The organism is Bacillus sp. ChL18 (assembly GCF_026241425.1).
GTDB classification, from domain to species: domain Bacteria; phylum Bacillota; class Bacilli; order Bacillales; family Bacillaceae; genus Bacillus; species Bacillus velezensis.
The window spans coordinates 62,547-86,902 of record NZ_JAPHWE010000004.1; the positions used below are offsets into that span (position 1 = coordinate 62,547).

Annotated in this window: 18 protein-coding genes; 13 read left to right on the plus strand and 5 right to left on the minus strand. The window is 48.1% G+C overall.

Annotation, left to right across the window (positions count from 1 at the left end):
• Entirely contained in the window at positions 1 to 1,269 is a 1,269-nt protein-coding gene (gene purD, locus OQ477_RS18740; protein ID WP_265973464.1) for a phosphoribosylamine--glycine ligase, read from the plus strand.
• 169 nt (positions 1,270 to 1,438) lie between these two features.
• Here the strand turns inward: purD and OQ477_RS18745 are convergent, their stop codons facing one another.
• The gene (locus tag OQ477_RS18745) at positions 1,439 to 1,669 is read right to left on the minus strand and encodes a DUF2892 domain-containing protein (RefSeq protein ID WP_017419030.1); all 231 of its coding nucleotides are present in this window, start codon (positions 1,667 to 1,669) and stop codon (positions 1,439 to 1,441) included.
• A gap of 121 nt (positions 1,670 to 1,790) precedes the next feature.
• Here OQ477_RS18745 and OQ477_RS18750 point away from each other — a divergent pair, with 121 nt between their 5' ends.
• From OQ477_RS18750 to OQ477_RS18760, 3 genes are read left to right on the plus strand one after another with little or no spacing between them, the layout of a single operon-like run.
• Positions 1,791 to 3,533 (plus strand): adenine deaminase, encoded by a 1,743-nt coding sequence (locus OQ477_RS18750; RefSeq protein WP_265973465.1) that lies wholly within the window; start codon positions 1,791 to 1,793, stop codon positions 3,531 to 3,533.
• A gap of 24 nt (positions 3,534 to 3,557) precedes the next feature.
• Complete coding sequence (locus tag OQ477_RS18755) at positions 3,558 to 4,553, plus strand: DUF3048 domain-containing protein (protein ID WP_265973466.1); 996 nt, start codon at positions 3,558 to 3,560, stop codon at positions 4,551 to 4,553.
• Between the two features lie 2 nt (positions 4,554 to 4,555).
• Positions 4,556 to 4,867: a YerC/YecD family TrpR-related protein gene (locus OQ477_RS18760; RefSeq protein WP_003155745.1), complete on the plus strand. Its 312-nt coding sequence runs from the start codon at positions 4,556 to 4,558 to the stop codon at positions 4,865 to 4,867.
• Between the two features lie 34 nt (positions 4,868 to 4,901).
• Here the strand turns inward: OQ477_RS18760 and OQ477_RS18765 are convergent, their stop codons facing one another.
• Positions 4,902 to 6,476 carry an FMN-binding glutamate synthase family protein gene (locus OQ477_RS18765; RefSeq protein WP_265973467.1) on the minus strand — a complete coding sequence of 525 codons (1,575 nt, stop codon included), beginning with the start codon at positions 6,474 to 6,476 and terminating at the stop codon, positions 4,902 to 4,904.
• A 195-nt stretch (positions 6,477 to 6,671) separates the two neighbouring features.
• Here OQ477_RS18765 and OQ477_RS18770 point away from each other — a divergent pair, with 195 nt between their 5' ends.
• The 5 genes from OQ477_RS18770 (at position 6,672) to OQ477_RS18790 (ending at position 14,114) form a co-directional block, all read left to right on the plus strand.
• Entirely contained in the window at positions 6,672 to 7,361 is a 690-nt protein-coding gene (locus tag OQ477_RS18770) for a heptaprenylglyceryl phosphate synthase (RefSeq protein WP_003155740.1), read from the plus strand.
• Between the two features lie 57 nt (positions 7,362 to 7,418).
• Positions 7,419 to 9,638 (plus strand): DNA helicase PcrA, encoded by a 2,220-nt coding sequence (pcrA, locus tag OQ477_RS18775; RefSeq protein ID WP_105938001.1) that lies wholly within the window; start codon positions 7,419 to 7,421, stop codon positions 9,636 to 9,638.
• Between the two features lie 24 nt (positions 9,639 to 9,662).
• Positions 9,663 to 11,669: an NAD-dependent DNA ligase LigA gene (ligA, locus tag OQ477_RS18780; protein WP_032872523.1), complete on the plus strand. Its 2,007-nt coding sequence runs from the start codon at positions 9,663 to 9,665 to the stop codon at positions 11,667 to 11,669.
• Positions 11,670 to 11,684: 15 nt separating this feature from the next.
• A complete protein-coding gene (locus tag OQ477_RS18785) occupies positions 11,685 to 12,881 on the plus strand; it encodes a CamS family sex pheromone protein (protein WP_007609871.1) in 1,197 nt (398 codons plus the stop codon).
• A 237-nt stretch (positions 12,882 to 13,118) separates the two neighbouring features.
• Positions 13,119 to 14,114 (plus strand): phosphotransferase enzyme family protein, encoded by a 996-nt coding sequence (locus OQ477_RS18790; RefSeq protein WP_101670769.1) that lies wholly within the window; start codon positions 13,119 to 13,121, stop codon positions 14,112 to 14,114.
• Between the two features lie 36 nt (positions 14,115 to 14,150).
• Here OQ477_RS18790 and OQ477_RS18795 read toward each other — a convergent pair whose 3' ends face one another.
• Both OQ477_RS18795 and putP read right to left on the minus strand, forming a co-directional pair.
• Positions 14,151 to 14,843 (minus strand): MgtC/SapB family protein, encoded by a 693-nt coding sequence (locus tag OQ477_RS18795; RefSeq protein WP_007609875.1) that lies wholly within the window; start codon positions 14,841 to 14,843, stop codon positions 14,151 to 14,153.
• 120 nt (positions 14,844 to 14,963) lie between these two features.
• On the minus strand, positions 14,964 to 16,442 hold the full coding sequence (putP, locus tag OQ477_RS18800; RefSeq protein WP_265973468.1) for a sodium/proline symporter PutP: 1,479 nt from the start codon (positions 16,440 to 16,442) through the stop codon (positions 14,964 to 14,966).
• 421 nt (positions 16,443 to 16,863) lie between these two features.
• On the opposite strand from putP, the gene gatC reads away from it, so the two are divergent.
• The 3 genes from gatC to gatB are packed head-to-tail and all read left to right on the plus strand — an operon-like array spanning position 16,864 to position 20,070.
• Complete coding sequence (gatC, locus tag OQ477_RS18805) at positions 16,864 to 17,154, plus strand: Asp-tRNA(Asn)/Glu-tRNA(Gln) amidotransferase subunit GatC (protein WP_003155732.1); 291 nt, start codon at positions 16,864 to 16,866, stop codon at positions 17,152 to 17,154.
• 14 nt (positions 17,155 to 17,168) lie between these two features.
• A complete protein-coding gene (gatA, locus tag OQ477_RS18810; RefSeq protein ID WP_007609878.1) occupies positions 17,169 to 18,626 on the plus strand; it encodes an Asp-tRNA(Asn)/Glu-tRNA(Gln) amidotransferase subunit GatA in 1,458 nt (485 codons plus the stop codon).
• A 13-nt stretch (positions 18,627 to 18,639) separates the two neighbouring features.
• Positions 18,640 to 20,070 carry an Asp-tRNA(Asn)/Glu-tRNA(Gln) amidotransferase subunit GatB gene (gene gatB, locus OQ477_RS18815; protein WP_105937997.1) on the plus strand — a complete coding sequence of 477 codons (1,431 nt, stop codon included), beginning with the start codon at positions 18,640 to 18,642 and terminating at the stop codon, positions 20,068 to 20,070.
• A 61-nt stretch (positions 20,071 to 20,131) separates the two neighbouring features.
• Here gatB and OQ477_RS18820 read toward each other — a convergent pair whose 3' ends face one another.
• Positions 20,132 to 20,980, minus strand: a complete 849-nt coding sequence (locus OQ477_RS18820) for a TetR/AcrR family transcriptional regulator (RefSeq protein ID WP_007609880.1) — start codon at positions 20,978 to 20,980, stop codon at positions 20,132 to 20,134.
• A gap of 128 nt (positions 20,981 to 21,108) precedes the next feature.
• Here OQ477_RS18820 and OQ477_RS18825 point away from each other — a divergent pair, with 128 nt between their 5' ends.
• Positions 21,109 to 24,252 carry an efflux RND transporter permease subunit gene (locus OQ477_RS18825; RefSeq protein ID WP_265973470.1) on the plus strand — a complete coding sequence of 1,048 codons (3,144 nt, stop codon included), beginning with the start codon at positions 21,109 to 21,111 and terminating at the stop codon, positions 24,250 to 24,252.
• Positions 24,253 to 24,356: the final 104 nt, after the last annotated feature.

The following is a 24,356-nucleotide window of genomic DNA, read 5'->3' on the forward strand; positions in this document are numbered from 1 at the left end:
GTGAATGTATTGATTATCGGAAAAGGCGGCAGAGAGCATACATTGGCTTGGAAAGCGGCGCAAAGCCCGCTTGTTGACACGGTGTACGCCGCGCCCGGAAATGACGGTATGGCAGACTGCGCGACGCTGGTCAACATTGAAGAAAGCGATCATGCCGCACTCATTGCGTTTGCGAAAGAACATCATGTCGGGCTGACGATTATCGGCCCCGAAGTTCCTCTGATTGAAGGGATAGCCGATGAGTTTGAAAAAGCCGGACTGCTTGTTTTCGGACCGTCTGAAAAAGCGGCAATCATTGAAGGGAGCAAACAGTTTGCCAAGGATTTAATGAAAAAATACGGCATTCCGACGGCGGAGTATGAGACGTTTACTTCATTTGAAGAGGCGAAAGCATATGTGCAGCAAAATGGCGCGCCGATTGTCATTAAAGCGGACGGACTTGCCGCCGGAAAAGGTGTCACGGTCGCGATGACGGAAGAAGAGGCGATTGAATGCCTGCACGATTTTCTTGAGGATGAGAAATTCGGCGAGGCGAGCGCATCCGTTGTCATTGAAGAGTTCCTCGCCGGCGAAGAATTTTCCTTAATGGCGTTTGTAAAAGGGGAGACCGTCTATCCGATGGTAATCGCTCAAGATCATAAACGCGCCTTCGATGGAGACAAAGGGCCGAATACGGGCGGAATGGGCGCCTACTCACCGGTGCCGCACATTTCCGATGATATCGTCAGAAGCGCAGTCGAAACGATTGTGAAGCCGGCGGCAAAAGCAATGGTCAAAGAGGGACGTTCCTTCACGGGCGTGCTGTACGCGGGGCTGATTCTGACGGAAAACGGATCAAAAGTCATTGAATTCAACGCGCGCTTCGGAGATCCGGAAACACAGGTTGTCGTGCCGAGAATGGAATCTGACCTCATCCAGGTGCTTTTGGATCTGCTGCATGAGAAGGATGTTGACCTAAGGTGGAAGGATACGGCCGCCGTCAGCGTTGTGCTGGCTTCTGAAGGCTATCCGGAAGGCTATGCAAAAGGCACGCCGATCGGCAGTTTGACGTCCGCTGAAGACGGGATCGCTGTTTTTCATGCCGGAACGAAAAAAGACGGCGGACAATTTGTTACAAACGGCGGCCGGGTCGCCAATGTCACGGCATTTGCTGAGACATTTGAAGCGGCGAGAGATAAAGTGTACAGCGCCGTTTCAGGGCTGACAAAACCCGGACTGTTTTACAGGAGCGACATCGGCGCCCGTGCGCTGAAAGCTTCTCAACGATAAAGAGGAAAACCCCGTGTCATATAAGATGCGGGTTTTCTTCTGAAAAGACGACTAAGACTGTCGGTTTGCCGTGTGACACGCAGTCATCGATGAAGTCTTCCGGCGTATAGACGGATTCTTCTCAGACTCGCGGGACAGGAGAAAATAAATAACAAGCCGAAACGGCTTGTTATTTTTCTTGCTGATGGCTGTCATCCTGATTCATTCCAGTTTGGAACATATATGTCACCGGACAGAAGCGGAGGATGCCGGACGCCGCTTTCATCGCGCCCATCATCATACAGAAGAGATGCATCTTGCACCAAGGTTTTCTCGTGTATTTCGCTGACGCAGCAGACAAAATGGTGAGGCCGCAAGTGATGCGCATAACGGCATTTAATAAACTGATATTCGGTTTCATCATTTCAGCTCCCTTAGAAAAAGTTTTTCATTCATCTTCAATAATTTGTAACGTTTTAGCCGTGCGATAATTGTGCGGATGTGATACGATGGGTCTAATATAAGCGAAGGAGAGTATGTGAATGTCCGAACGTACCTTTAACTGGAAAAATAAAGACATCAGATCACAGGCGGATGTTGTAGACTCAAAGCTGCTTCCAACGCTACTTTTACGGGATGCTCTCGTATTAAATCCTTTTTTAAAACAATGGCTGAAAAAGAATGTCTGGATTTATGGAGACCGAATTGTATATGTTGGTCATGAGCTTCCTGATGCAGCAGAGCACATTCATACCATAAATTGTGAAGGAAAATACATTGTGCCAGGTTACATTGAACCGCATACACATCCTTTTCAAATATATAATCCCCAAACGCTCGCCGAATATGTGTCTCAATTCGGAACAACGACGTTTGTTAATGATAACTTGTTTTTTCTTTTGCACAGCGGTAAAAAGAAAGCGCTTACTATATTAGAGGAACTGAAAAAACAGCCGGTGCAATACTTCTGGTGGTCCAGATATGATCTGCAGACTGAAGTGCTGAATGAGGATCAGCTTCTTTCTTTTGATGTCCGCAAGCAATGGATGGAGCACCCGGATGTCATTCAAGGCGGAGAATTGACCGGATGGCCGCGCCTCATGGACGGCGATGACTTGATGCTTCATTGCATGCAGGCGACAAAGAAACTGCGCAAGCGGATAGAAGGGCATTTTCCCGGAGCCTCTGAAAAAACACTGACGAAGATGAAACTGTTCGGAGCTGATTCCGACCACGAGGCGATGAATGGCGGCGAGGTGATGAGACGGCTTGAATTGGGCTACTATGTTTCGCTCAGACATTCATCCATCCGCCCTGATTTGAGAACGATTTTGCAGGATCTCCATCAAAAAGGCTTCCGGCATTATGATCATTTCTTCTACACGACGGATGGAGCGACGCCGCATTTTTATAAAGGCGGCATGACGAATGAATTAATCAAAATCGCTTTGGAGGAAGGAGTTCCGGCGATCGATGCCTACAATATGGCGTCCTTTAATATCGCGAAGTATTATCAGATGGACGACTTTCTCGGTGTGATCGGTCCGGGCCGGCTTGCTTCATTGAACATTCTCGATGACCCGATGAATCCGGACCCGGTCACGGTAATCTCCAAAGGCATCCTGCTGAGGGAAGACGGCCGAAATATGAATGCGTTTACAGAAACGGATTGGAAAAAGGGCGGTCTTGTCCCTCTTGAGCTTTCATATGATATGACGATGGATGATTTACAGTTTTCAATGCCGATGGGTGTGACCATGCGCAACGCGGTCATTATGGAGCCGTATATGATTGCGATTGATAATTCTGTTGACCAGCTTTCTTTTGATCATGATGAATGCTATCTCACGCTTCTCGATAAGCATGGAAAATGGCGGGTCAATACAATGCTGAAAGGTTTTGCCGATCGGGTGCAGGGCTTTGTCAGTTCCTACACGACAACCGGAGATATTATCGCTGCCGGAAAAAATAAGGAAGATATCCTGCTCGCTTTCTCTCGGATGAAAGAAATCGGCGGCGGAATCGTGCTTGCCGAAAACGGGAAGATTCTGCATGAGATTCCCCTCGCCTTAAACGGTTCTGCATCCGCGGAAAAGTATGAAGAAGTGCTTGAGAAAGAGCAAAAACTGAGGGCGTTGCTGGAGGAGCGGGGCTACCGATTCTGCGATCCGATCTATACGCTGCTCTTTTTGCAGAGCACACACCTGCCTTATATCCGCATTACGCCGAGAGGAATATTCGACGTGATGAAAAAAACTGTACTCTTTCCATCGATAATGCGTTAAAATATAAAAGCAGGGAGCCGACATATGAAAAGATGGAAAACCGTTTGTATGCTTTGTTTTGCGTTTTTGCTGCTTGCCGCCTGCCGGCAGAACAATGCCGATCAGGTGCAGCCGAAAGAAGCGGAAGCTCCTTTAACGGGGCTGAAAACTGAGCAGAAGCTTGCAGAACGCCGTCCGATTGCAGTCGCAGTGAACAATCATCCGAAGGCGAGGCCCCAATCCGGGCTGTCAAAGGCGGATGTTGTCATCGAAGCGCTCGCGGAGGGCCGGATTACGCGGTTTCTCGCGATTTTTCAAAGTGAGATGCCGGAAACGGTCGGGCCTGTGCGGAGCGCGAGGGAATATTTTGTCACGCTCAGCAGCGGGTTTAACAGCATATTTGTCCATCATGGCTGGAGTCCCGGCGCTAAAAAGCAGCTGGAGTCCGGAACTTACGATTATATAAACGGTTTGGATTTTGACGGCAGCCTGTTTTGGAGAGCCGATTTCAGCAAGCCGCCCCACAATTCCTACACGTCGTATGACAATATCAGGAAGGCGGCGGAACAAAAAGGATACAAGCTGAACGGAAAAACAGAACCGCTCCCATTTCAGACATCAGATGCAAAACCCGGAAACGAAACCTACAATATTCGGATAGATTATGGAACACAAAACGTTACAAATCTTGTCGAATACGATTATGATAAAAAAGCTGATACTTATACAAGAAGCTCTGATGGTGTGAAAGCGACAGACCGGGAGACCGGAAAGCCTTTAGCCATGCACAACATTTTTATTGTTGAAGCCGGCCATCGCATGACAGACAAAGATGGAAGGCGGGCCATCGATATTCAGTCAGGGGGGAAGGGCCTCCTGCTTCAGCACGGCGATGTTATGGAGTCAGACTGGGAATATAAAGACGGCCGTATTCTGCCCGTAAAAGGCGGTGAGATTCTTCCGTTTGTGCCAGGAAAGACATGGATTAATATCGTGCCTGATCTCGATGCAGCTTCCATTAGTAAAGGAGAAGGTGTTTGACGATGCAAATCGATAAATTACGCGGAAAAGAACTGGACCAGTTATTTTTATCTATTTTATCGCTGAAAGATCTGGAGGAATGCTATCGTTTCTTTGACGATCTTTGTACGATTAATGAAATCCAATCGCTGGCGCAGCGTTTGGAAGTGGCAAGAATGCTCCGCGAAGGAAATACGTATCACAAAATTGAAAGCGAAACGGGTGCTTCCACAGCGACGATTTCCCGGGTGAAGCGCTGCTTAAATTACGGAAACGACGCCTATGAAATGGCGCTTGACCGCGTAAACAAAGGAGAATCCTCCTCAGCTACGTAAAAAACCGCTCTGCCGATGACGGCAGGCGGTTTTTTTATGCGTGCTGATTCAAAAGGCCGGGAAGTTCCCTCAGACTTCCGTCTTCCTCCCGGTATACGATGTGTTCAGCTGAGAAATGAATCGGCGAGCTGATGCCCGCCGCCGCGGCGAGGTGAAACAGCCCTTCACGTAACGAGAGCACGTAGTTGCAGACGCGGTGCTGTTTATCCTCAATACTGAGCGCGCGCTGAAGTTTTGGATCGGTTGTCGCCACTCCGACAGGACAATGATTGGTGTGGCATACTTGAGCGCGGATACAGCCGACTGAAAACATCATTCCCCGGGCAATATTGACAAAATCCGCGCCTAACGCGAGGGCAACGGCAATCTTATCCGGAGTGAGCAGCTTTCCGGATGCGAAAATTTTCAGCTTATCTCTTATCCCGTATGTCTTCAAAAGGCCGTCAACAAGGGGGAGGCCGGTCAGAATCGGCAGGCCGACGGAATCCGCCAGCTCATGGAAAGAAGCTCCCGTTCCCCCTTCACTGCCGTCAATCGTAATAAAGTCGGGAAGTTTGCCTGATGAACTCATACAGGAAATAAGGTCTTCAAGGTCTTTGCGGCTGCCCGGGACAATTTTAATGCCGACCGGTTTTTCGCCGACAGTCCTTAATTTCTCAATGAAATCAAGCATGTCCGGAACATTTGAGAACTCGTTGAAGCGGTTTGGGCTGTCAATGGATTGTCCGGGCTGCACATTTCTGATGGCGGCAATTTCTTCGGTCACCTTTGAACCGTCAATATGCCCGCCTCTTGCTTTCGCCCCTTGCGCAAGCTTTAATTCAAAGGCTTTAATCTGCTCGAGGCGGCTTTTTTTCTTAAATTCTTCCCATGAAAATTCTCCTTCTTCGGTGCGGACGCCGAACAGCCCGGGGCCGATTTGGCAGATAATATCCGCGCCGCCTTTCAGATGATACTCAGACAGGCCGCCTTCGCCTGTATTCATCCATGTGCCGCCGGCCTGGTGCAGCCCTTTTGACAGGGCGGTGATTGCCCGGTCGCCAAGTGAGCCGTAGCTCATCGCTGATTGTCCGATTAACCCTTTCACATAAAACGGCTTCTTGCATGTATCGCGGCCGATCATTTGCACATCGTCCGGATGCAGGTAATAAGGGTCCGCCTTTGCTTTTTCGCGGTGTTCGCTGCGTTTCAGCAGGTTGTCTTTGTCAATCTTGTATATCATCGTGTCGATCTTCGGCGTCTGATCTGCGCGCAGCTCCTCCCTTTGTTTCGGGAAGAGGGCGTTACGGATATAATAGCCCGGCTGATTGAAATCCCGTTCTGAGCCGAAGCCCATCATTCTGCTTTTATACTTTCCCGACATGACCGTCTGTTCATATTCTCTCCGGGAAAACGGCTGTTCTTCGTTATCATTGCTGAATAAATACTGCCGCAGCTCAGGTCCGATTTTTTCAAATATATAGCGCAGTTTTCCCGCTGCGGGATAATTGCGCAGCACTGAATGTTCTTCCTGCTTTTCGTCTCTTATGTATATCCAGAGAAACAATACGGCGGGAACTAAAATAATAAAAATCAATATACAAATCAGTACGATAATGGCTTGTTCCATTGAGATCAGACTCCTTGTCTTTTTTCTCTTTGACATTCCACATATTGTCTGTTTTCAAACATAGCCGTTTCCCGTCCGGCGGAGCGCAATCTTTTTTTGTGAATCAGGTGAATGACGTCTTTTTCCGTTTTTCCGGGCCAAACGAATTTGTTATAATGTTTAAATGGCAAGAAACGAATGGAGGAACGAAAACGCATGTACGATGTTAACGAGTGGAAGCATGTTTTTAAACTCGATCCGAATAAAGATTTACCGGATGAACAGCTGGAACGGCTTTGTGAATCTGGGACTGACGCCATTGTGATCGGAGGAAGCGACAATATCACAGAGGACAATGTGCTGAGACTGATGTCAAAGGTGCGGCGTTTTTTAGTGCCGTGCGTACTTGAGGTGTCGACGATTGATTCCATTGTGCCCGGGTTTGATCTTTATTTCATTCCGAGTGTGCTCAACAGCAAAAAGGCGGACTGGATTGTCGGCATGCATCATCAGGCGATGAAAGAATACGGAGAGCTCATGTCAATGGAGGAAATTGTGACGGAGGGCTACTGCATCGTCAACCCTGATTGTAAGGCGGCCGCTTTGACGGAGGCGGATACACATATAGAAACAGAAGATATTCTCGCCTATGCGCGGGTCGCGGAACATTTGCTTCATCTCCCGATTTTTTATCTGGAATACAGCGGGATGCTGGCGGACATAGAAACGGTGGAGAAAACGAAGGCTGTGCTGGACAAGTCCGTCCTGTTTTACGGAGGCGGCATTAAAGACGCGGAAACGGCGGAACGGTTCGGCCGTCATGCCGATGTCATCGTTGTCGGAAATGCCGTATATGAAGATTTTGATCAGGCGCTTAAAACGGTGGCGGCTGTAAAGACAAAGTAGCCAAGCGGACGAAATTGATTTATGATAGAACATATGTTTGATAGGCGGTGAACGGATATGAATTACATTAGCAATCAATTATTAAGCGGATTAAATCCCGTTCAGCAGGAAGCGGTCAAGACGACGGACGGTCCGCTGCTTCTGATGGCGGGCGCGGGAAGCGGAAAAACACGTGTGCTGACGCACAGAATCGCATACTTAATGGCGGAAAAACACGTGGCGCCATGGAACATTCTGGCGATTACATTTACAAATAAAGCCGCCAGAGAAATGAAGGAGCGGGTGGAGAGCATTCTCGGACCCGGCGCGGATGAAATCTGGATATCCACTTTCCACAGCATGTGCGTGCGGATTCTGCGCAGGGATATTGACAGAATCGGCATCAACCGAAATTTCTCCATTCTTGATACGGCTGATCAGCTTTCCGTTATTAAAGGGATTCTGAAAGAGCGGAATATCGACCCGAAAAAGTTTGATCCGAGAAGTATTTTAGGCTCCATCAGCAGCGCAAAAAACGAGCTGATCGAACCTGAGGAATTCGCAAAAACGGCCGGCGGCTACTACGATCAGGTCACGAGTGACGTGTATACCGATTATCAAAAAAAACTGCTGAAAAACCAATCGCTCGATTTTGATGATTTAATCATGACGACAATTAAGCTTTTCGAGCGTGTGCCGGAAGTGCTTGAGTTTTATCAGCGCAAATTCCAGTACATTCACGTAGACGAGTATCAGGATACGAACAGGGCGCAATACCTGCTTGTGAAGCAGCTTGCGGCCCGTCTTGAAAATATCTGCGTCGTCGGTGACTCCGACCAGTCCATTTACAGATGGCGCGGGGCGGATATCGCGAATATCCTTTCCTTTGAAAAAGATTACCCGAGCGCAAACGTGATTCTGCTCGAGCAAAATTACCGCTCAACAAAGCGGATTCTGCAAGCGGCTAACGAAGTGATCAAAAACAACTCAAACCGCAAGCCGAAAAACCTGTGGACGGAAAATGACGAAGGCATCAAGCTTTCTTATTACAGCGGCGACAATGAATTCGGCGAAGGCCAATTCGTCGCGGGCAAAATTTATGAGCTGCACAGCTCGGGCCGGCGGAAGCTTTCCGATATCGCGATTTTATACCGGACAAACGCCCAGTCGCGCGTCATTGAGGAAACCCTTTTAAAATCCGGTCTGAACTACAATATCGTCGGCGGAACCAAGTTCTACGACAGGAAAGAAATTAAAGACATTCTCGCATACCTGCGACTTGTGTCAAACCCGGACGACGACATCAGTTTTACGCGGATCGTCAATGTGCCGAAGCGGGGCGTCGGCGCAACTTCGCTAGAAAAAATCGCTTCATATGCGGCGATGAACGGAATGTCAATGTTCCAGGCGATCAAACAGGTTGATTTCATCGGCGTCAGCGCGAAAGCGGCAAACGCGCTTGACGGCTTTGGCACGATGATTGAAAATCTGACGAATATGCAGGATTACCTGTCCATTACGGAACTCACGGAAGAAATTCTCGAAAAAACGGAATACAGAGAAATGCTGAAGGCTGAAAAATCAATCGAAGCCCAAAGCCGCCTTGAAAATATCGACGAGTTTCTTTCCGTGACGAAAAACTTCGAACAAAAAAGCGAAGACAAGTCTCTCGTCGCGTTTCTGACTGATTTGGCGCTGATTGCGGATATTGACCAGCTCGACCAGAAGGAAGAGGAATCAGGCGGAAAGGATGCCGTCACTTTAATGACACTGCACGCCGCTAAGGGGCTTGAATTTCCTGTCGTGTTCTTAATGGGCATGGAAGAAGGCGTGTTCCCGCACAGCCGCTCCCTGATGGAAGAAGCCGAGATGGAAGAAGAACGCAGGCTCGCATATGTAGGCATTACGAGGGCGGAAGAAGAACTGTATTTAACGAATGCCAAAATGCGCACCTTATTCGGCCGCACCAATATGAATCCGGAATCCCGCTTTATCAGGGAAATACCTGGCGATTTATTGGAGAACCTAAATGAGAAGAAAACACCTCGCATGCAGCCGGGAAGAAAAGTGCAGCCGAAACGCGGCCCCGTATCCCGTCCCGTTTCCTATGCGAACAAAACAGGCGGCGACTCGCTCAGCTGGGCGGTCGGCGATAAAGCGGGCCATAAAAAATGGGGCACCGGAACGGTTGTCAGCGTAAAAGGAGAAGGCGAAAGCACCGAGCTTGATATCGCATTCCCAAGCCCTGTCGGCGTGAAGCGTCTGCTTGCCGCTTTTGCGCCGATTGAAAAGCAGTAACCTGAAGAGGAAAGGAAGAACATGATGGACAAAGAAACAGCGAAACACCGGGCAGAAGAATTGCGCCGCACCATCGATCAGTACAGTTATGAATATTACACCTTAGATGAACCGAGCGTGCCGGATTCCGAGTACGACAGACTGATGCAGGAGCTGATTGCCATAGAGGAAGAGCACCCGGAGCTCAGAACGCCTGATTCGCCCACACAGCGGGTCGGGGGAGCGGTGCTTGAATCGTTTCAAAAGGTGCAGCACGGCACACCGATGCTCAGTCTCGGCAACGCATTTAACGATGATGATCTCCGCGATTTTGACCGCCGCGTCCGTCAGGCTGTCGGTGACGGCGTCGCTTATAATGTGGAGCTGAAAATAGACGGTCTTGCTGTTTCTCTCCGTTATGAAGACGGCTATTTCGTCAGAGGCGCGACAAGAGGAGACGGAACGACGGGCGAAGATATCACGGAAAACTTAAAAACGATCCGCAACATTCCGCTGAAAATGAAACGGAACCTTTCCATAGAAGTGCGCGGAGAGGCGTACATGCCGAAACAGTCATTTGAAGCGCTCAATGAAGAAAGGCTGAAACATGAAGAGGAGCCGTTCGCCAATCCCCGGAACGCGGCTGCGGGCTCACTCAGACAGCTTGATCCGAAAATTGCAGCGAAACGAAATCTTGACATCTTCGTCTACAGTATAGCGGAGCTTGACGAGATGGGTGTGGAAACACAGAGTCAGGGCCTGGATTTTCTGGATGAGCTCGGTTTTAAAACAAACCAGGAACGGAAAAAATGCGCCACGATAGATGAAGTCATTGAAATGATCGAAGAGCTGCAGGCGAAGCGGGCCGATCTCCCGTATGAAATTGACGGAATCGTCATCAAAGTCGATTCGCTCGACCAGCAGGAAGAGCTCGGGTATACGGCAAAAAGCCCGCGCTGGGCGATTGCTTATAAATTCCCGGCGGAAGAGGTCGTGACAAAACTTCTCGATATCGAACTGAATGTCGGAAGAACGGGCGTCATTACGCCGACCGCCGTTCTGGAACCGGTAAAAGTCGCGGGAACGACGGTCTCAAGAGCATCCCTTCATAACGAAGATTTAATTAAAGAGAAGGATATCCGCATTCTCGATAAAGTGGTCGTCAAAAAAGCGGGCGACATCATCCCTGAGGTCGTCAATGTCTTAATTGAACAGCGGACCGGAGAAGAAAAAGAATTCAATATGCCGACCAGCTGCCCTGAGTGCGAAAGCGAACTTGTCCGCATTGAAGGGGAAGTCGCGCTGCGCTGCATCAATCCGGAATGTCCGGCGCAGATCAGAGAAGGCCTGATTCACTTTGTCTCACGCAACGCGATGAATATTGACGGGCTCGGAGAACGTGTCATCACACAGCTTTTCCGTGAACATCTCGTCCGTAATGTCGCTGATTTGTATAAGCTGACGAAAGAACAGGTTATCCGGCTTGAGCGGATGGGGGAAAAATCAACTGACAATCTGATCAGCTCCATCCAAAAGTCAAAAGAGAATTCGCTGGAACGCCTGCTGTTCGGTCTCGGCATCCGTTTTATCGGCTCAAAAGCGGCCAAAACACTCGCCATGCATTTTGAAAGCCTGGAAAATCTGAAACAAGCCACGGAAGAAGAGCTGCTTGCGGTAGATGAAATCGGCGAAAAAATGGCCGATGCCGTTGTCACCTATTTCCGCAAAGAAGAAATGCTTGAGCTATTGAATGAACTTGAGGAACTCGGTGTGAACACACTCTACAAAGGCCCGAAAAAAGTAAAAGCGGCGGACAGCGACTCTTATTTTGCCGGCAAAACCATCGTGTTAACCGGAAAGCTTGAAGAGCTGTCCAGAAATGAAGCCAAGGCGCAGATTGAAGCGCTCGGCGGAAAGCTGACGGGATCTGTCAGCAAAAAAACAGACTTGCTGATTGCCGGAGAAGCGGCCGGAAGCAAGCTGACAAAAGCGCAGGAATTAAACATTGAAGTATGGAATGAAGCACAGCTATTGGGAGAGCTAAAGAAATAAGAGGAGTGTTTTCTATTGAAAAAGATGTTGGCATTGGCGGCGACGGCAACGGCGGCAGTACTCATGCTGTCGGCCTGTTCGCCGAGTTTCGGGGGGAACAAAGAGGAAGAGATCACGCAGAAAACGGCAAAGTCTTCTGAAAAAGCGATCATACCGAAATATAATATCTCTGATTCCTACTATAAAATGGTGCTTCCGTTTAAGGCCGGAAAAGCGCGCGGCCTGACCGCGGACCGGCTGAACACGAGGCTGGACATCGATGAATTCGAGACGGGTCTGATGCGGCTCGCTCAAGACACGTTCCCGACGGATGACTATTTGTATCAGGAAGGCCAGTATTTAGATGAGGACACGGTACTTAGCTGGCTTGACCGCAAAAAAGAGGGCAGTGATCTGAAAAAGGCGAAAAAGGCAGATGCCAATTTTCAGAATCTCGGCTTAAACCCTGTGCTGCCAAGCTCGGGATCGGCAAAAGAGAAAAATGAAAACAGCCCGATTTACTTAGCGTCCATGCTTGAACAGGATTACTTAGTTAGAAAAGATAAAAATTCCATCCAGCTTGGCGGTGTCATGATCGGTCTCGCTCTCAACTCTGTATACTATTACCGCGAAAACACAGGTGATCCGCAGCAGGAAGTTGAGCTCAGCGATAAAACGATCCGCAGCCACGGTGAAGAAATCGCCCAGGAAGTCGTTAACCGCCTTCGGAAAATGGATAACCTGAAAAATGTGCCGATCACCGTCGCCCTTTATAAACAAGCGCCGAAAACATCAATCGTACCGGGGAATTACATTGCGAAAACAGAAGTCAAGGCCGGCTCATCCACCATTTCAAACTGGGATGATGTCAAAGAAAAGTACGTCTTCTATCCGGCGGATACAGACACGGCAAAGAAATACCCTGATGATTCCGAAGTGTTTAAACGCTTCAAAAACGCCATCGACAGCTACTTCCCGAATTACACCGGAGTCGTCGGAACGGCAATGTACGAAAACGATGAAATGAGAAAAATGAAGATTGAAATCCCGATGCAATTTTACGGGAAAAGCGAAGTCATCGCCTTTACCCAATACTTAACAGGTGAGCTGATGGATTATTATTCAAAAGGCTCAGTTGATGTCGAGATTAACATTACCTCGTCTGACGGCCAGGAAGCGCTGATCGTCCGCAATGCGGGTGACAAAGAACCGACCGTCCATATTTACGATTAACCAAGATGCCCTTGTTCATTTCTGTATGAGCAAGGGTTTTTTTATTGTGAATATCGTTGGAGAGAGGGATGAGGTATGTTAAGATATTTGTATAATTAGGAATTAACAGGAAAACACATTTCGTTTCTAAGCGGATGTTACTAATCTGCTGTGAAAAAAGAAGGGCAGGAATGTTGATGAATGACATTTGCTGAGTACACACACCGCCTACAAACGTTATGAAAAGGGTGAATCAGCATGCATAAAGATATTAAAGCGATTTTTGAGGAAGATAAGGTACTGGCTGAGGCCGGTGAAATATACGGCTTTACCAAGTTTCAATTTATTGCGGACGCAGAGAACTACGTATACGAAATTGTGAAAGATAACGAACCGTATATCTTAAAAATTACGCATACGATCAGAAGAACACCGGAATATATTCTCGGAGAAATGGAATGGCTTCATCATCTGGCAAAGGGAGGGCTTTCAGCAGCAAAGCCGATTCCTTCATTAAATGGCAGAGATGTCGAAGAAGTGCCGGATGGAAAAGGCGGAGCGTTTTTAGTAAGAGTCTATGAAAAAGCGCCCGGACGCAAAGTGGAGGAATCAGACTGGAACGGAACTCTGTTTTATGAGCTTGGAAAGTACACGGGGAACATGCACCGGCTGACGAAAAGCTACCGTCTGAGCGATCCGGCATATAAAAGGCAGGAATGGGATGAAGAGGAGCAGCTGAAGCTGAGAAAATATGTGCCCGCAGATCAGCATCTCGTATTTGAGCGGGCGGATGCTCTAATGGAAAAACTGCGCCGTTTGCCGAAGAATCCCGAAAACTACGGCCTTGTGCACGCCGATCTGCACCATGGCAATTTCAATTGGGACAACGGAAAAATCACTGCATTTGATTTTGATGATATCGGCTACAATTGGTTTGTGAATGATATCAGTATTCTGCTGTACAACATGTTGTGGTATCCGGTCATCCCGTATGAAGACAAGGCCGCGTTTACGGGTGAGTTCATGACACACTTTATGAAAGGCTACAGGGAAGAAAATGACCTTGACCCCGCCTGGCTTGAACACATCCCGGATTTTCTCCGGCTGCGCCATATGCTGATCTACGGATTATTGCATCAGGCGTTTGACCTCAATTCACTCGGGGACGAGGAACGTGAGATGCTGAAAGCCCTCAGGCGCGATATCGAAAACGAAACCCCGATTACGGAGTATAACTTTTCTGCATTCGTATAAATAGAAAACGCCGGCTGAATCCAGCCCGGCGTTTTTTTATAACGTATCACACTTCACTCCGACGACACCCTGAATTTCTTTAATATCATAATAGACGTCAGTGGTGTAGCGGTTTTTGTGAACACTGACTTTCACTTCCATAATCGGAAATTCTTTTTCGCGCAGATCATCAATCCGGACGGAGTGAATGCGGAGCCGTTTGCTTTTCATTTCTTTTAGAATCTCGGTCATTTTGTCTTTATCGGAAAGAGACATTCTCACGCGGATATCCTTTTCCTTCAAGCGGTTGGGACCGATTTTTCTGATCAGCCACGGAAGAAATTCGACACTGATCAGGATAAACAAGAGGCTTGCGAACGCCTCTTTATAAAAGCCCGCGCCTGTAGCCAGACCGAGCCCGGCTGCGCCCCAGATGATGGCCGATGTCGTCAGGCCGGATATGACGTCATTGCTTTTACGCAGGATCACGCCCGCGCCGATAAAACCGACGCCGGAAATGATTTGGGCGGGGAGGCGGAGCGGATCCATCATGATACGGTAATATTTTGGGAAATGATATGCCGCGTTAATGCTGACGATCGTCAGCATACAGGAGCTGACGGCGATGACGATACAGGTTTTCAGTCCGAGCGGTTTGTTTTTCAGCTCGCGTTCAAGACCGATGATCATGCCGATCAGCGTGGCAATGCCCAGCTTTAATAAAATGTCTGGTTCGATAGGCCAGCTCAATTTGCACAGCACCTCCGCAATTTTTCTTATAATAAATTGATATGATTTTCTCACAGTATTTATAGCAGGACAAGTGCGGAAGAAAAAAGCCGTCAGGGATAAAATCTGACGGCTTTTTGTCTATTTCTTGTTTTTCAAAAGAGCTTCCATCCGGCTGAACAGCTGATAAGAAGCATCGGCCGGTTTTTTGGTCAGCAGGCTGACGGCAATACCGGCAATCAGACTGAGGAAGAACCCCGGAATGATTTCGTATACGCCGGTTGAAGCGGCAAGCCCTGTGGTGATCCAGATTAAAACGGCCGCGGCCCCGGTAATCATCGCCGCAAGCGCTCCCCATTCATTCATCCGTTTCCAGTACAGACTGAGCAAGAGCGCCGGGCCGATAGCCGAACCGAAGCCTGCCCACGCATATCCGACCAGATCAAGAATGGTGCTGTTCGGATTCATGGAAAGCAGGATGGCGATAACGGCCACGATCAATACCGACAGGCGTCCGGTCATGACCAATTCTTTATCGCTCGCTTCCCGTCTGAAAAAGGCGCGGTATAAATCTTCCGTAATGGCGCTTGCCGTTACGAGAAGCTGTGAAGAAATGGAACTCATGATCGCCGCTAAAATCGCGGACAGCAAGAAGCCTGTAATCAGCGGGTGGAACAGGATTTTAGAAAAAATAATGAAAATCGTTTCCGGGTCTTTTACGGAGACCCCGAAGTGATGGGTATACGCAACCCCGATAATCCCGGTAAGCAATGAGCCGACAACTGAAATGGCCATCCAGCTCATCCCGATTCTGCGGGCGGGTTTTAAATCTTTTACTTCTTTAATCGCCATAAACCGTACGATGATATGAGGCTGGCCGTAATAGCCGAGTCCCCATGCCAAGTAAGAAATAATGCTAATGACGCTCGCGCCTTTAAAGATATCCAATAGTTTCGGGTTAACGGCGTTGATCGAATCAATCGTCGTTGAAACGCTCCCGAGCTGGGTAAAAGCAACGATCGGCACAAGCACTAATGCCGCAAACATGATCGCTCCCTGCACAAAGTCAGTCAGACTGACAGCGAGGAAACCGCCAAACAGCGTGTAAAGCACAACAACACCGGCCGTTAAAAACAAACCGAATTTGTAGTCGGCGCCGAATGCCGATTCAAATAACCTGCCTCCGGATACCATCCCGGACGATGTGTACAGTGTGAAAAAGATCATAATAATCACGGCGGAAACAATTTTCAGCAATGATGACGAGTGGCGGAACCGTTTATCGAAAAAATCGGGAATCGTAATCGCATCATCCGCAACTTCCGTGTAAGCGCGCAGCCTCGGAGCAAGCAGCAGATAATTTGAATACGCGCCGATCGTCAAACCGAGCGCCAGCCATAAGGTCGATAACCCCGTTGCGAACATTGCGCCGGGAACTCCCATCAGCATCCATGCGCTCATATCGGCCGCACCTGCGGACAGCGCCGTTACGAACGGGCCTAGTCCTCTTCCGCCCAGCATGTAATCATTAATATTCGTTGTCTTTCTGAATGCGTACCAGCCGATTAACAGCATGGCAGCAAAGTAAATGCCAAGAGATATAATTAGTTCAATACTCACGTTTTTGGACCCTCTCTTCTTTCATGTAAATGTTGCATCACCTCTGTAGATTAGTAGTGCCGGAATATGCGCCGGCGATCCAGCCTTTAGTCATCATTCCATGCGGATCGCATGATTTAGTGCTGGCTATGGTTACTAAACCTAACAAAGTATCCCCGATCAATCAACTCTCGAAACCTGGCCCGCTCAAGGAAAAAATCCCCGCCAACATAGAACAGCTTAGAGATGAAAACGCTACCAATAAATTATAAAAGTAAAAATTTTCTGACATATAATTCGTTTCTCTTTCTCCCCGATTTAGGATAAAATAGAGAGGGTTTCATCATGCCTCAGAAGGCGGCGTTTTGTTGCTTTAGAGGGCTCATTTTTGATATGATCAGTATTATATGACGAAACGGAGAATTATGCGGAGGTGGATCTTATGTCACGAATTTCTATAGAAGAAGTAAAGCATGTCGCTCATTTGGCGAGACTCGCCATTACGGATGAAGAAGCTGAAATGTTCACAGAACAGCTTGACAGCATCATCTCGTTTGCCGAGGAGCTTAATGAAGTGGACACGGATAACGTGGAACCGACAACACACGTGCTGAAAATGAAAAACGTAATGAGAGAAGATGAAGCGGGTAAAGGCCTTCCGGTCGAGGATGTCATGAAAAATGCTCCCGATCATAAAGACGGCTATGTCCGTGTGCCATCTATTCTGGATTAAAGGAGGGAGACAGTATGTCATTATTTGATCACAAAATCACAGAACTGAAACAAATGATACATAAAAAAGAAATCAAGATTTCTGATCTTGTTGATGAATCTTACAAACGGATCGCATCCGTGGATGATAAGGTGCAGGCGTTTTTACAGCTTGATGAAGAAAGAGCCCGCGCTTACGCGAAAGAACTTGACGAAGCGGTTGACGGACGGTCTGAACACGGTCTTCTCTTCGGAATGCCGATCGGCGTCAAAGACAACATCGTGACCAAAGGGCTTCGCACAACATGCTCAAGCAAAATCCTCGAAAACTTCGATCCGATTTACGATGCGACGGTCGTGGAGCGCCTTCAAGCTGCTGAAGCCGTCACGATCGGAAAGCTGAATATGGACGAGTTCGCGATGGGTTCTTCTACTGAAAACTCCGCGTACAAAGCGACGAAAAACCCTTGGAATCTCGATACGGTTCCCGGCGGATCAAGCGGCGGTTCCGCAGCTGCGGTTGCCGCGGGCGAAGTGCCGTTTTCACTCGGATCTGATACGGGCGGCTCCATCCGCCAGCCGGCTTCTTTCTGCGGCGTCGTCGGATTAAAGCCTACATACGGACGCGTGTCGCGTTACGGTTTGGTCGCTTTTGCGTCTTCACTGGACCAGATCGGACCGATCACAAGAAACGTAGAAGATAACGCATTCCTGCTTCAGGCGATTTCAGGCCCGGACAAAATGGACTCTACGAGCGCCAATGTCGAAGTGCCGGACTTTCTTTCTTCATTAACTGGCGATATTAAAGGCTTAAAAATCGCCGTACCGAAAGAATATCTCGGAGAAGGCGTCGGCAAAGAAGCGAAAGAATCGGTTTTAGCCGCTTTAAAAGTGCTTGAAGACCTCGGAGCGACATGGGAAGAAGTATCTCTGCCGCACAGCAAATACGCGCTTGCGACGTATTATCTGCTGTCTTCTTCCGAAGCGTCTGCAAACCTTGCGCGCTTTGACGGCATCCGCTACGGCTACCGCTCAGACAATGCGGACAACCTGATCGACCTTTATAAACAGACACGCTCAGAAGGCTTCGGCAATGAAGTGAAGCGCCGCATCATGCTCGGCACCTTCGCGCTCAGCTCCGGCTACTATGACGCGTATTACAAAAAAGCGCAAAAAGTGCGCACGCTTATTAAAAAAGATTTTGAAGACGTATTTGAGAAATACGATGTCATCGTCGGACCGACAACGCCGACACCGGCATTCAAAATCGGCGAAAAAACCAGCGATCCGCTCACAATGTACGCCAACGATATTTTAACGATTCCTGTCAACCTCGCGGGTGTGCCGGGAATCAGCGTGCCGTGCGGATTTGCGGACGGACTGCCGCTCGGACTGCAAATCATCGGAAAACACTTCGATGAAGGCACTGTATACCGCGTCGCTCATGCTTTTGAGCAGGCAACAGATCATCATAAAGCGAAACCTGAACTGTAAGGGGTGAAATGAAGTGAACTTTGAAACGGTAATCGGACTTGAAGTCCATGTGGAATTAAAAACAAAATCTAAAATTTTCTCAAGCTCACCGACGCCATTCGGCGCGGAAGCGAATACCCAAACGAGCGTCATCGACCTCGGCTATCCCGGCGTGCTGCCCGTTTTGAACAAAGAAGCGGTCGAATTCGCGATGAAAGCCGCAATGGCTTTGAACTGCGAAATCGCAACGGATACGAAGTTTGACCGGAAAAACTATTTCTACCCGGACAACCCGAAGGCATATCAAATTTCTCAGTTTGACAAGCCGATCGGCGAAAACGGATGGATCGAAATCGAAGTCGGCGGAAAAACGAAAAAAATCGGCATTACCCGTCTTCACCTTGAAGAAGATGCGGGAAAACTGACGCATACGGGCGACGGCTATTCCCTCGTTGACTTCAACCGCCAGGGCACGCCGCTTGTCGAGATTGTATCTGAGCCGGATATCCGCACACCGGAGGAAGCTTACGCATATCTCGAAAAGCTGAAATCAATTATCCAATACACAGGCGTTTCCGACTGTAAAATGGAAGAAGGTTCACTGCGCTGTGACGCCAACATTTCCCTCCGTCCGATCGGCCAGGAGAAATTCGGCACAAAAACGGAGCTGAAAAACCTGAACTCCTTCGCGTTCGTGCAAAAAGGACTTGAGCATGAAGAAAAACGCCAAGAGCAGGTGCTTCTGTCAGGCGGAGTCATTCAGCAGGAGACGCGCCGCTACGATGAAGCGACGAAAAAAACCATTTTGATGCGTGTCAAAGAAGGTTCTGACGACTATCGTTATTTCCCTGAGCCTGACCTTGTCGAGCTCTACATTGATGACGAATGGAAAGAACGCGTAAGAGCAACCATTCCTGAGCTTCCGGACGAGCGCCGCAAGCGTTATATCGAAGAGCTCGGCCTGCCGGCTTATGACGCAATGGTTCTGACGCTGACGAAAGAAATGGCTGATTTCTTCGAAGAAACGGTCAATAAAGGCGCAGAAGCCAAGCAGGCATCAAACTGGCTGATGGGTGAAGTCTCAGCTTACCTGAACGCCGAACAAAAAGAGCTTGAGGATGTCGCGCTGACTCCTGAAGGCCTTGCCGACATGATTAAGCTGATTGAAAAAGGAACCATCTCGTCCAAAATCGCGAAGAAAGTCTTTAAAGAATTAATTGAAAAAGGCGGCGACGCAGAAAAAATCGTCAAAGAAAAAGGCCTCGTGCAGATTTCTGACGAAAGCGTGCTTCTGAAGCTGGTAACAGATGCGCTTGACAGCAACCCGCAGTCAATTGAAGACTTTAAAAACGGAAAAGACCGTGCGATCGGCTTCCTTGTCGGGCAGATTATGAAAGCCTCAAAAGGACAGGCCAACCCGCCGATGGTCAACAAGATCTTACTTGAAGAAATCAAAAAACGATAAAAAAAGCAGCCGCCTCTAAGGGCGCTGCTGACACGGAGACCGGTAAGCGCCGGTCTCTTTTTTATAAGCTGAAATAGGTTTCAATGGAAGCCCGCAGCGTTTCAATCTGCTCATTTCCGCTGCCTGCCAAGTTGGACAGCATTCCTTTAATAATCGGTTTTCGCGGCTCTTCCTTTGCGCATTCCTCTTCAATGACTTCAAGCGATACGAGGACGTCCTCAGGGAGCCCCTGCTGTGCTTTTATCTTTTGAATATCCGCAAGCAGTCTTTCTCTGTCCGCCGCGGGCTGTGTGAAGATATCCTCAGGCAGCAGCGGATCGGGGTTGTCTTTTATCAGTCCCGTAATCAGGTCATCGATTCTGGCAATCAGAAAGGCCGCCACGTTTTCCGTCCGGAATGCCGTATGTTCATTAAAAATCAAGAAATGAATATAGGAGCTCACAATTCCTTGCGCCATAACGGACGCATCCGCTAAAAACGGTGTGACGGCATCTCCGTAAACGGAGAGCAACGCATCCCGATACAGCATGTTAAATTGAATATTGGCCTCGTGAAAATACTGTTTGACCTTTTGATTTTCAGGAATGACCTTTTCGCTCAGCAAGAGAATGATAAAGTCCTTGTGCTCCATGAATTCCTGGAATTGATAAGCGATTTGTTTTCGGAATACGTCCTTAGGCGGTTTATGCTGATGTTCTGTTTTGATTTTCTTTATTTCTTCCATAGACATGCCGATGTAATACTCACATGCTGACAGCAAAAGGTCTTCTTTTGATTTGAAATGGAGATAGAAGGCTCCTTTTGAAATTCCGCATTCACCGGCGATTTCCTGAATGGTTGTTGAAGAAAACCCTTTTTTGGCAAATAAATGGATGCCTGTTTTTATGATTTTCTCTTTTTTTTCGTTCATGACGTGCTTCCCCTTAATCCTGAAAAATTTAGAAAAATTTACTGCCTTATTAGTTGACGATGTTGAGTTATACCGTTTAGTATTATATAGAATGACCAGTCAGTCAATAAAAATTAACGGAGGACATGATGAACCACATTATTAACTTTGTACTGAAGAACAAATTCGCAGTTTGGCTGATGACGATTATCGTTACTGTAGCAGGGCTGTATGCCGGTATGAATATGAAGCAGGAATCCATACCGGACGTCAACATGCCTTACCTTTCAGTAAATACGACTTATCCCGGAGCTGCTCCGAGTCAAGTTGCGGATGACGTGACAAAACCGATCGAGCAGGCGGTCCAGAATTTAGAAGGAGTGAGCGTCGTAACGTCCACATCCTCTGAAAACGTCTCATCGGTTATGATTGAATATGATTACAGCAAGGATATGGACAAGGCGAAAACCGAAGTCGCTGAAGCGCTGGACAGTGTCAGCCTTCCTGACGACGCGAAAAAACCTGACATTTCCCGTTACAGCCTCAACTCTTTCCCGATTTTGACGCTCAGTGTGACAAGCGGCAAAAGCTCGCTTGAAGACCTGACCAAAAATGTGGAAAACACTCTCGTTCCTAAGCTTGAAGGCATTCAGGGCGTTGCGTCTTTGCAAGTTTCCGGACAGCAGGAGGAGCAGGTGGAATTCTCTTTCAAAGACAAAAAAATGAAAGAGTACGGACTTGATGAAGATACCGTCAAGAAAGTGATCCAAGGCTCTGACGTCAATACGCCGCTTGGATTGTACACGTTCGGCAACAAAGAAAAATCAGTTGTCGTTAACGGAAATATTACGTCAATTAAAGATCTGAAAGATATGAGAATTCCGGTCACATCTTCTTCTGCCGCTCAAGGTCAAGCGGGCGGAGCCGGTGCGGCATCTGCGGCGGACGCTCAGGCTATGCAGCAGGCACAGCAAAGCGCGGCAGCAGGGGTGCCGACAGTCAAGCTTTCTGACATTGCTGACATTAAAGATGTGAAAAAAGCTGAATCCATTTCCCGCACGAACGGAAAGGACAGCATCGGAATTAATATCGTAAAAGCCAATGACGCCAACACGGTAGAAGTGGCCGATGCGATTAAAGATGAACTGAATCAATACAAAAAAGACCACAAAGGGTTCAAGTACAGCTCGACTCTTGATATGGCAGAGCCGATTACAGAGTCGGTGGATACGATGTTAAGCAAAGCGATTTTCGGCGCGATTTTTGCGGTCGTGATCATTCTCTTATTCTTAAGAGATATTAAGTCAACGATGATTTCTATCATTTCCATCCCGCTGTCACTGCTGATTGCGCTTCTTGTGCTGAATCAGCTTGATGTCACATTGAACATAATGACGCTCGGTGCGATGACGGTCGCCATCGGACGGGTAGTCGACGACTCGATTGTCGTGATCGAAAACATTTACCGCCGCATGAGGCTGAAAGATGAACCTTTACGCGGGAAGCAATTGGTGCGTGAAGCGACGAAAGAAATGTTTAAACCGATCATGTCATCAACGATCGTAACCATTGCCGTATTCCTGCCGCTTGCCATGGTCGGCGGACAGATCGGCGAACTGTTTATGCCGTTTGCATTAACAATCGTCTTCGCGCTTGCCGCATCGCTGTTGATTTCGATCACACTGGTGCCGATGCTTGCGCACAGCTTATTCAAAAAATCGCTCACAGGCGCGCCTGTTAAAGCGAAAGAGCATAAGCCGGGCAGATTGGCCAATTTCTATAAAAAAGTGCTGAATTGGTCATTAAGACATAAATGGATTACATCTATCATCGCGGTTCTGATGCTTGTCGGCAGTTTGTTCCTCGTACCTCTGATCGGCGCGAGCTACCTGCCTGCGCAAGCGGACAAAACGATGCAGCTCACATATACGCCTGAACCGGGCGAAACGAAAAGCGAAGCTGAAAAAGCTGCGCAAAAAGCGGAAGACATGCTGCTTAAACGCAAACATGTCGATACCGTTCAGTATTCTTTAGGTTCGCAAAGTCCGCTCGGCGGAAGCTCAAACGGCGCATTGTTCTACGTGAAATACGAGGATGACACGCCTGATTTTGACAAAGAAAAAGACAATGTCTTAAAAGAAATCAAAAAAACATCCAGCCGCGGCGAATGGAAATCACAAAATTTCAGCTCGTCAGGCAACAACAATGAATTAACGTACTATGTGTACGGAGATTCAGAGTCTGATATTAAAGGCACGGTCAAAGACATCGAAGGCATCATGAAAAAGCAGAAGGATCTGAAAGACATCAACTCAGGCCTTTCCAGCACATATGATGAGTACACGTTCACCGCTGACCAGGAGAAACTCAGCAAGCAGGGCCTGACGGCTTCGCAAATCTCCCAAGCCCTGATGTCCCAAACGTCACAGTCTCCTTTGACAACGGTGAAAAAAGACGGCAAAGAGCTTGACGTCAACATCAAAACAGAAAAAGACCAGTATAAGAGTGTAAAAGAATTAGAGGATAAAACCATCACATCGCCTGCAGGCCAAGAAGTAAAAATCGGCGATGTGGCGAAAGTGAAAAATGGCACGACATCCGATACCATTTCCAAACGCGACGGCAAAGTGTACGCTGACGTAACGGCAACCGTCACTTCTGACAACGTCACGAAGGTGTCATCAGCCGTTCAAAAGAAAGTTGACAAACTGGATAAGCCGGACAATGTATCCATTGATACCGGCGGTGTATCAGCGGATATTGCTGATTCCTTTACGAAACTCGGCTTAGCGATGCTTGCCGCAATCGCCATCGTATACCTCGTTCTTGTGATCACGTTCGGCGGAGCATTAGCGCCGTTTGCGATTCTGTTCTCGCTTCCGTTTACAGTCATCGGCGCATTAGCCGGCCTGTATGTATCCGGAGAGACGATCAGTCTGAATGCCATGATCGGTATGCTGATGCTGATCGGAATCGTCGTCACAAACGCCATTGTCTTAATTGACCGCGTCATCCATAAAGAAGCGGAAGGCTTATCGACGAGAGAAGCGCTCCTGGAGGCGGGTTCTACGAGATTGCGTCCGATTCTGATGACGGCGATCGCGACAATCGGTGCCCTGCTTCCATTGGCATTGGGCTTCGAAGGCGGCAGTCAGGTCATTTCTAAAGGACTCGGTGTCACCGTTATCGGCGGTTTAATCAGTTCGACTCTGCTTACCCTTCTGATTGTGCCGATCGTATATGAAGTATTAGCGAAATTCCGTAAGAAAAAACCTGGAACGGAAGAAGAGTAAGACAGCGGGCCTTGGCTCCTTAAACGGAGCCGGGGCCTTTTTTCTTCTGGGAATTCCTGTACATATTGTTGCGATTTTCTCAAGTCATAGTATAATTAAAGGTT

Coding starts and splice junctions, on each gene's coding strand:
- OQ477_RS18745 (WP_017419030.1), bottom strand. CDS start 1,669: ATGAAACCGAATATCAGTTTATTAAATGCCGTTATGCGCATCACTTGC.
- OQ477_RS18750 (WP_265973465.1), top strand. CDS start 1,791: ATGTCCGAACGTACCTTTAACTGGAAAAATAAAGACATCAGATCACAG.
- OQ477_RS18755 (WP_265973466.1), top strand. CDS start 3,558: ATGAAAAGATGGAAAACCGTTTGTATGCTTTGTTTTGCGTTTTTGCTG.
- OQ477_RS18760 (WP_003155745.1), top strand. CDS start 4,556: ATGCAAATCGATAAATTACGCGGAAAAGAACTGGACCAGTTATTTTTA.
- OQ477_RS18765 (WP_265973467.1), bottom strand. CDS start 6,476: ATGGAACAAGCCATTATCGTACTGATTTGTATATTGATTTTTATTATT.
- OQ477_RS18770 (WP_003155740.1), top strand. CDS start 6,672: ATGTACGATGTTAACGAGTGGAAGCATGTTTTTAAACTCGATCCGAAT.
- pcrA (WP_105938001.1), top strand. CDS start 7,419: ATGAATTACATTAGCAATCAATTATTAAGCGGATTAAATCCCGTTCAG.
- ligA (WP_032872523.1), top strand. CDS start 9,663: ATGGACAAAGAAACAGCGAAACACCGGGCAGAAGAATTGCGCCGCACC.
- OQ477_RS18790 (WP_101670769.1), top strand. CDS start 13,119: ATGCATAAAGATATTAAAGCGATTTTTGAGGAAGATAAGGTACTGGCT.
- gatC (WP_003155732.1), top strand. CDS start 16,864: ATGTCACGAATTTCTATAGAAGAAGTAAAGCATGTCGCTCATTTGGCG.
- gatA (WP_007609878.1), top strand. CDS start 17,169: ATGTCATTATTTGATCACAAAATCACAGAACTGAAACAAATGATACAT.
- OQ477_RS18820 (WP_007609880.1), bottom strand. CDS start 20,980: ATGAACGAAAAAAAAGAGAAAATCATAAAAACAGGCATCCATTTATTT.
- OQ477_RS18825 (WP_265973470.1), top strand. CDS start 21,109: ATGAACCACATTATTAACTTTGTACTGAAGAACAAATTCGCAGTTTGG.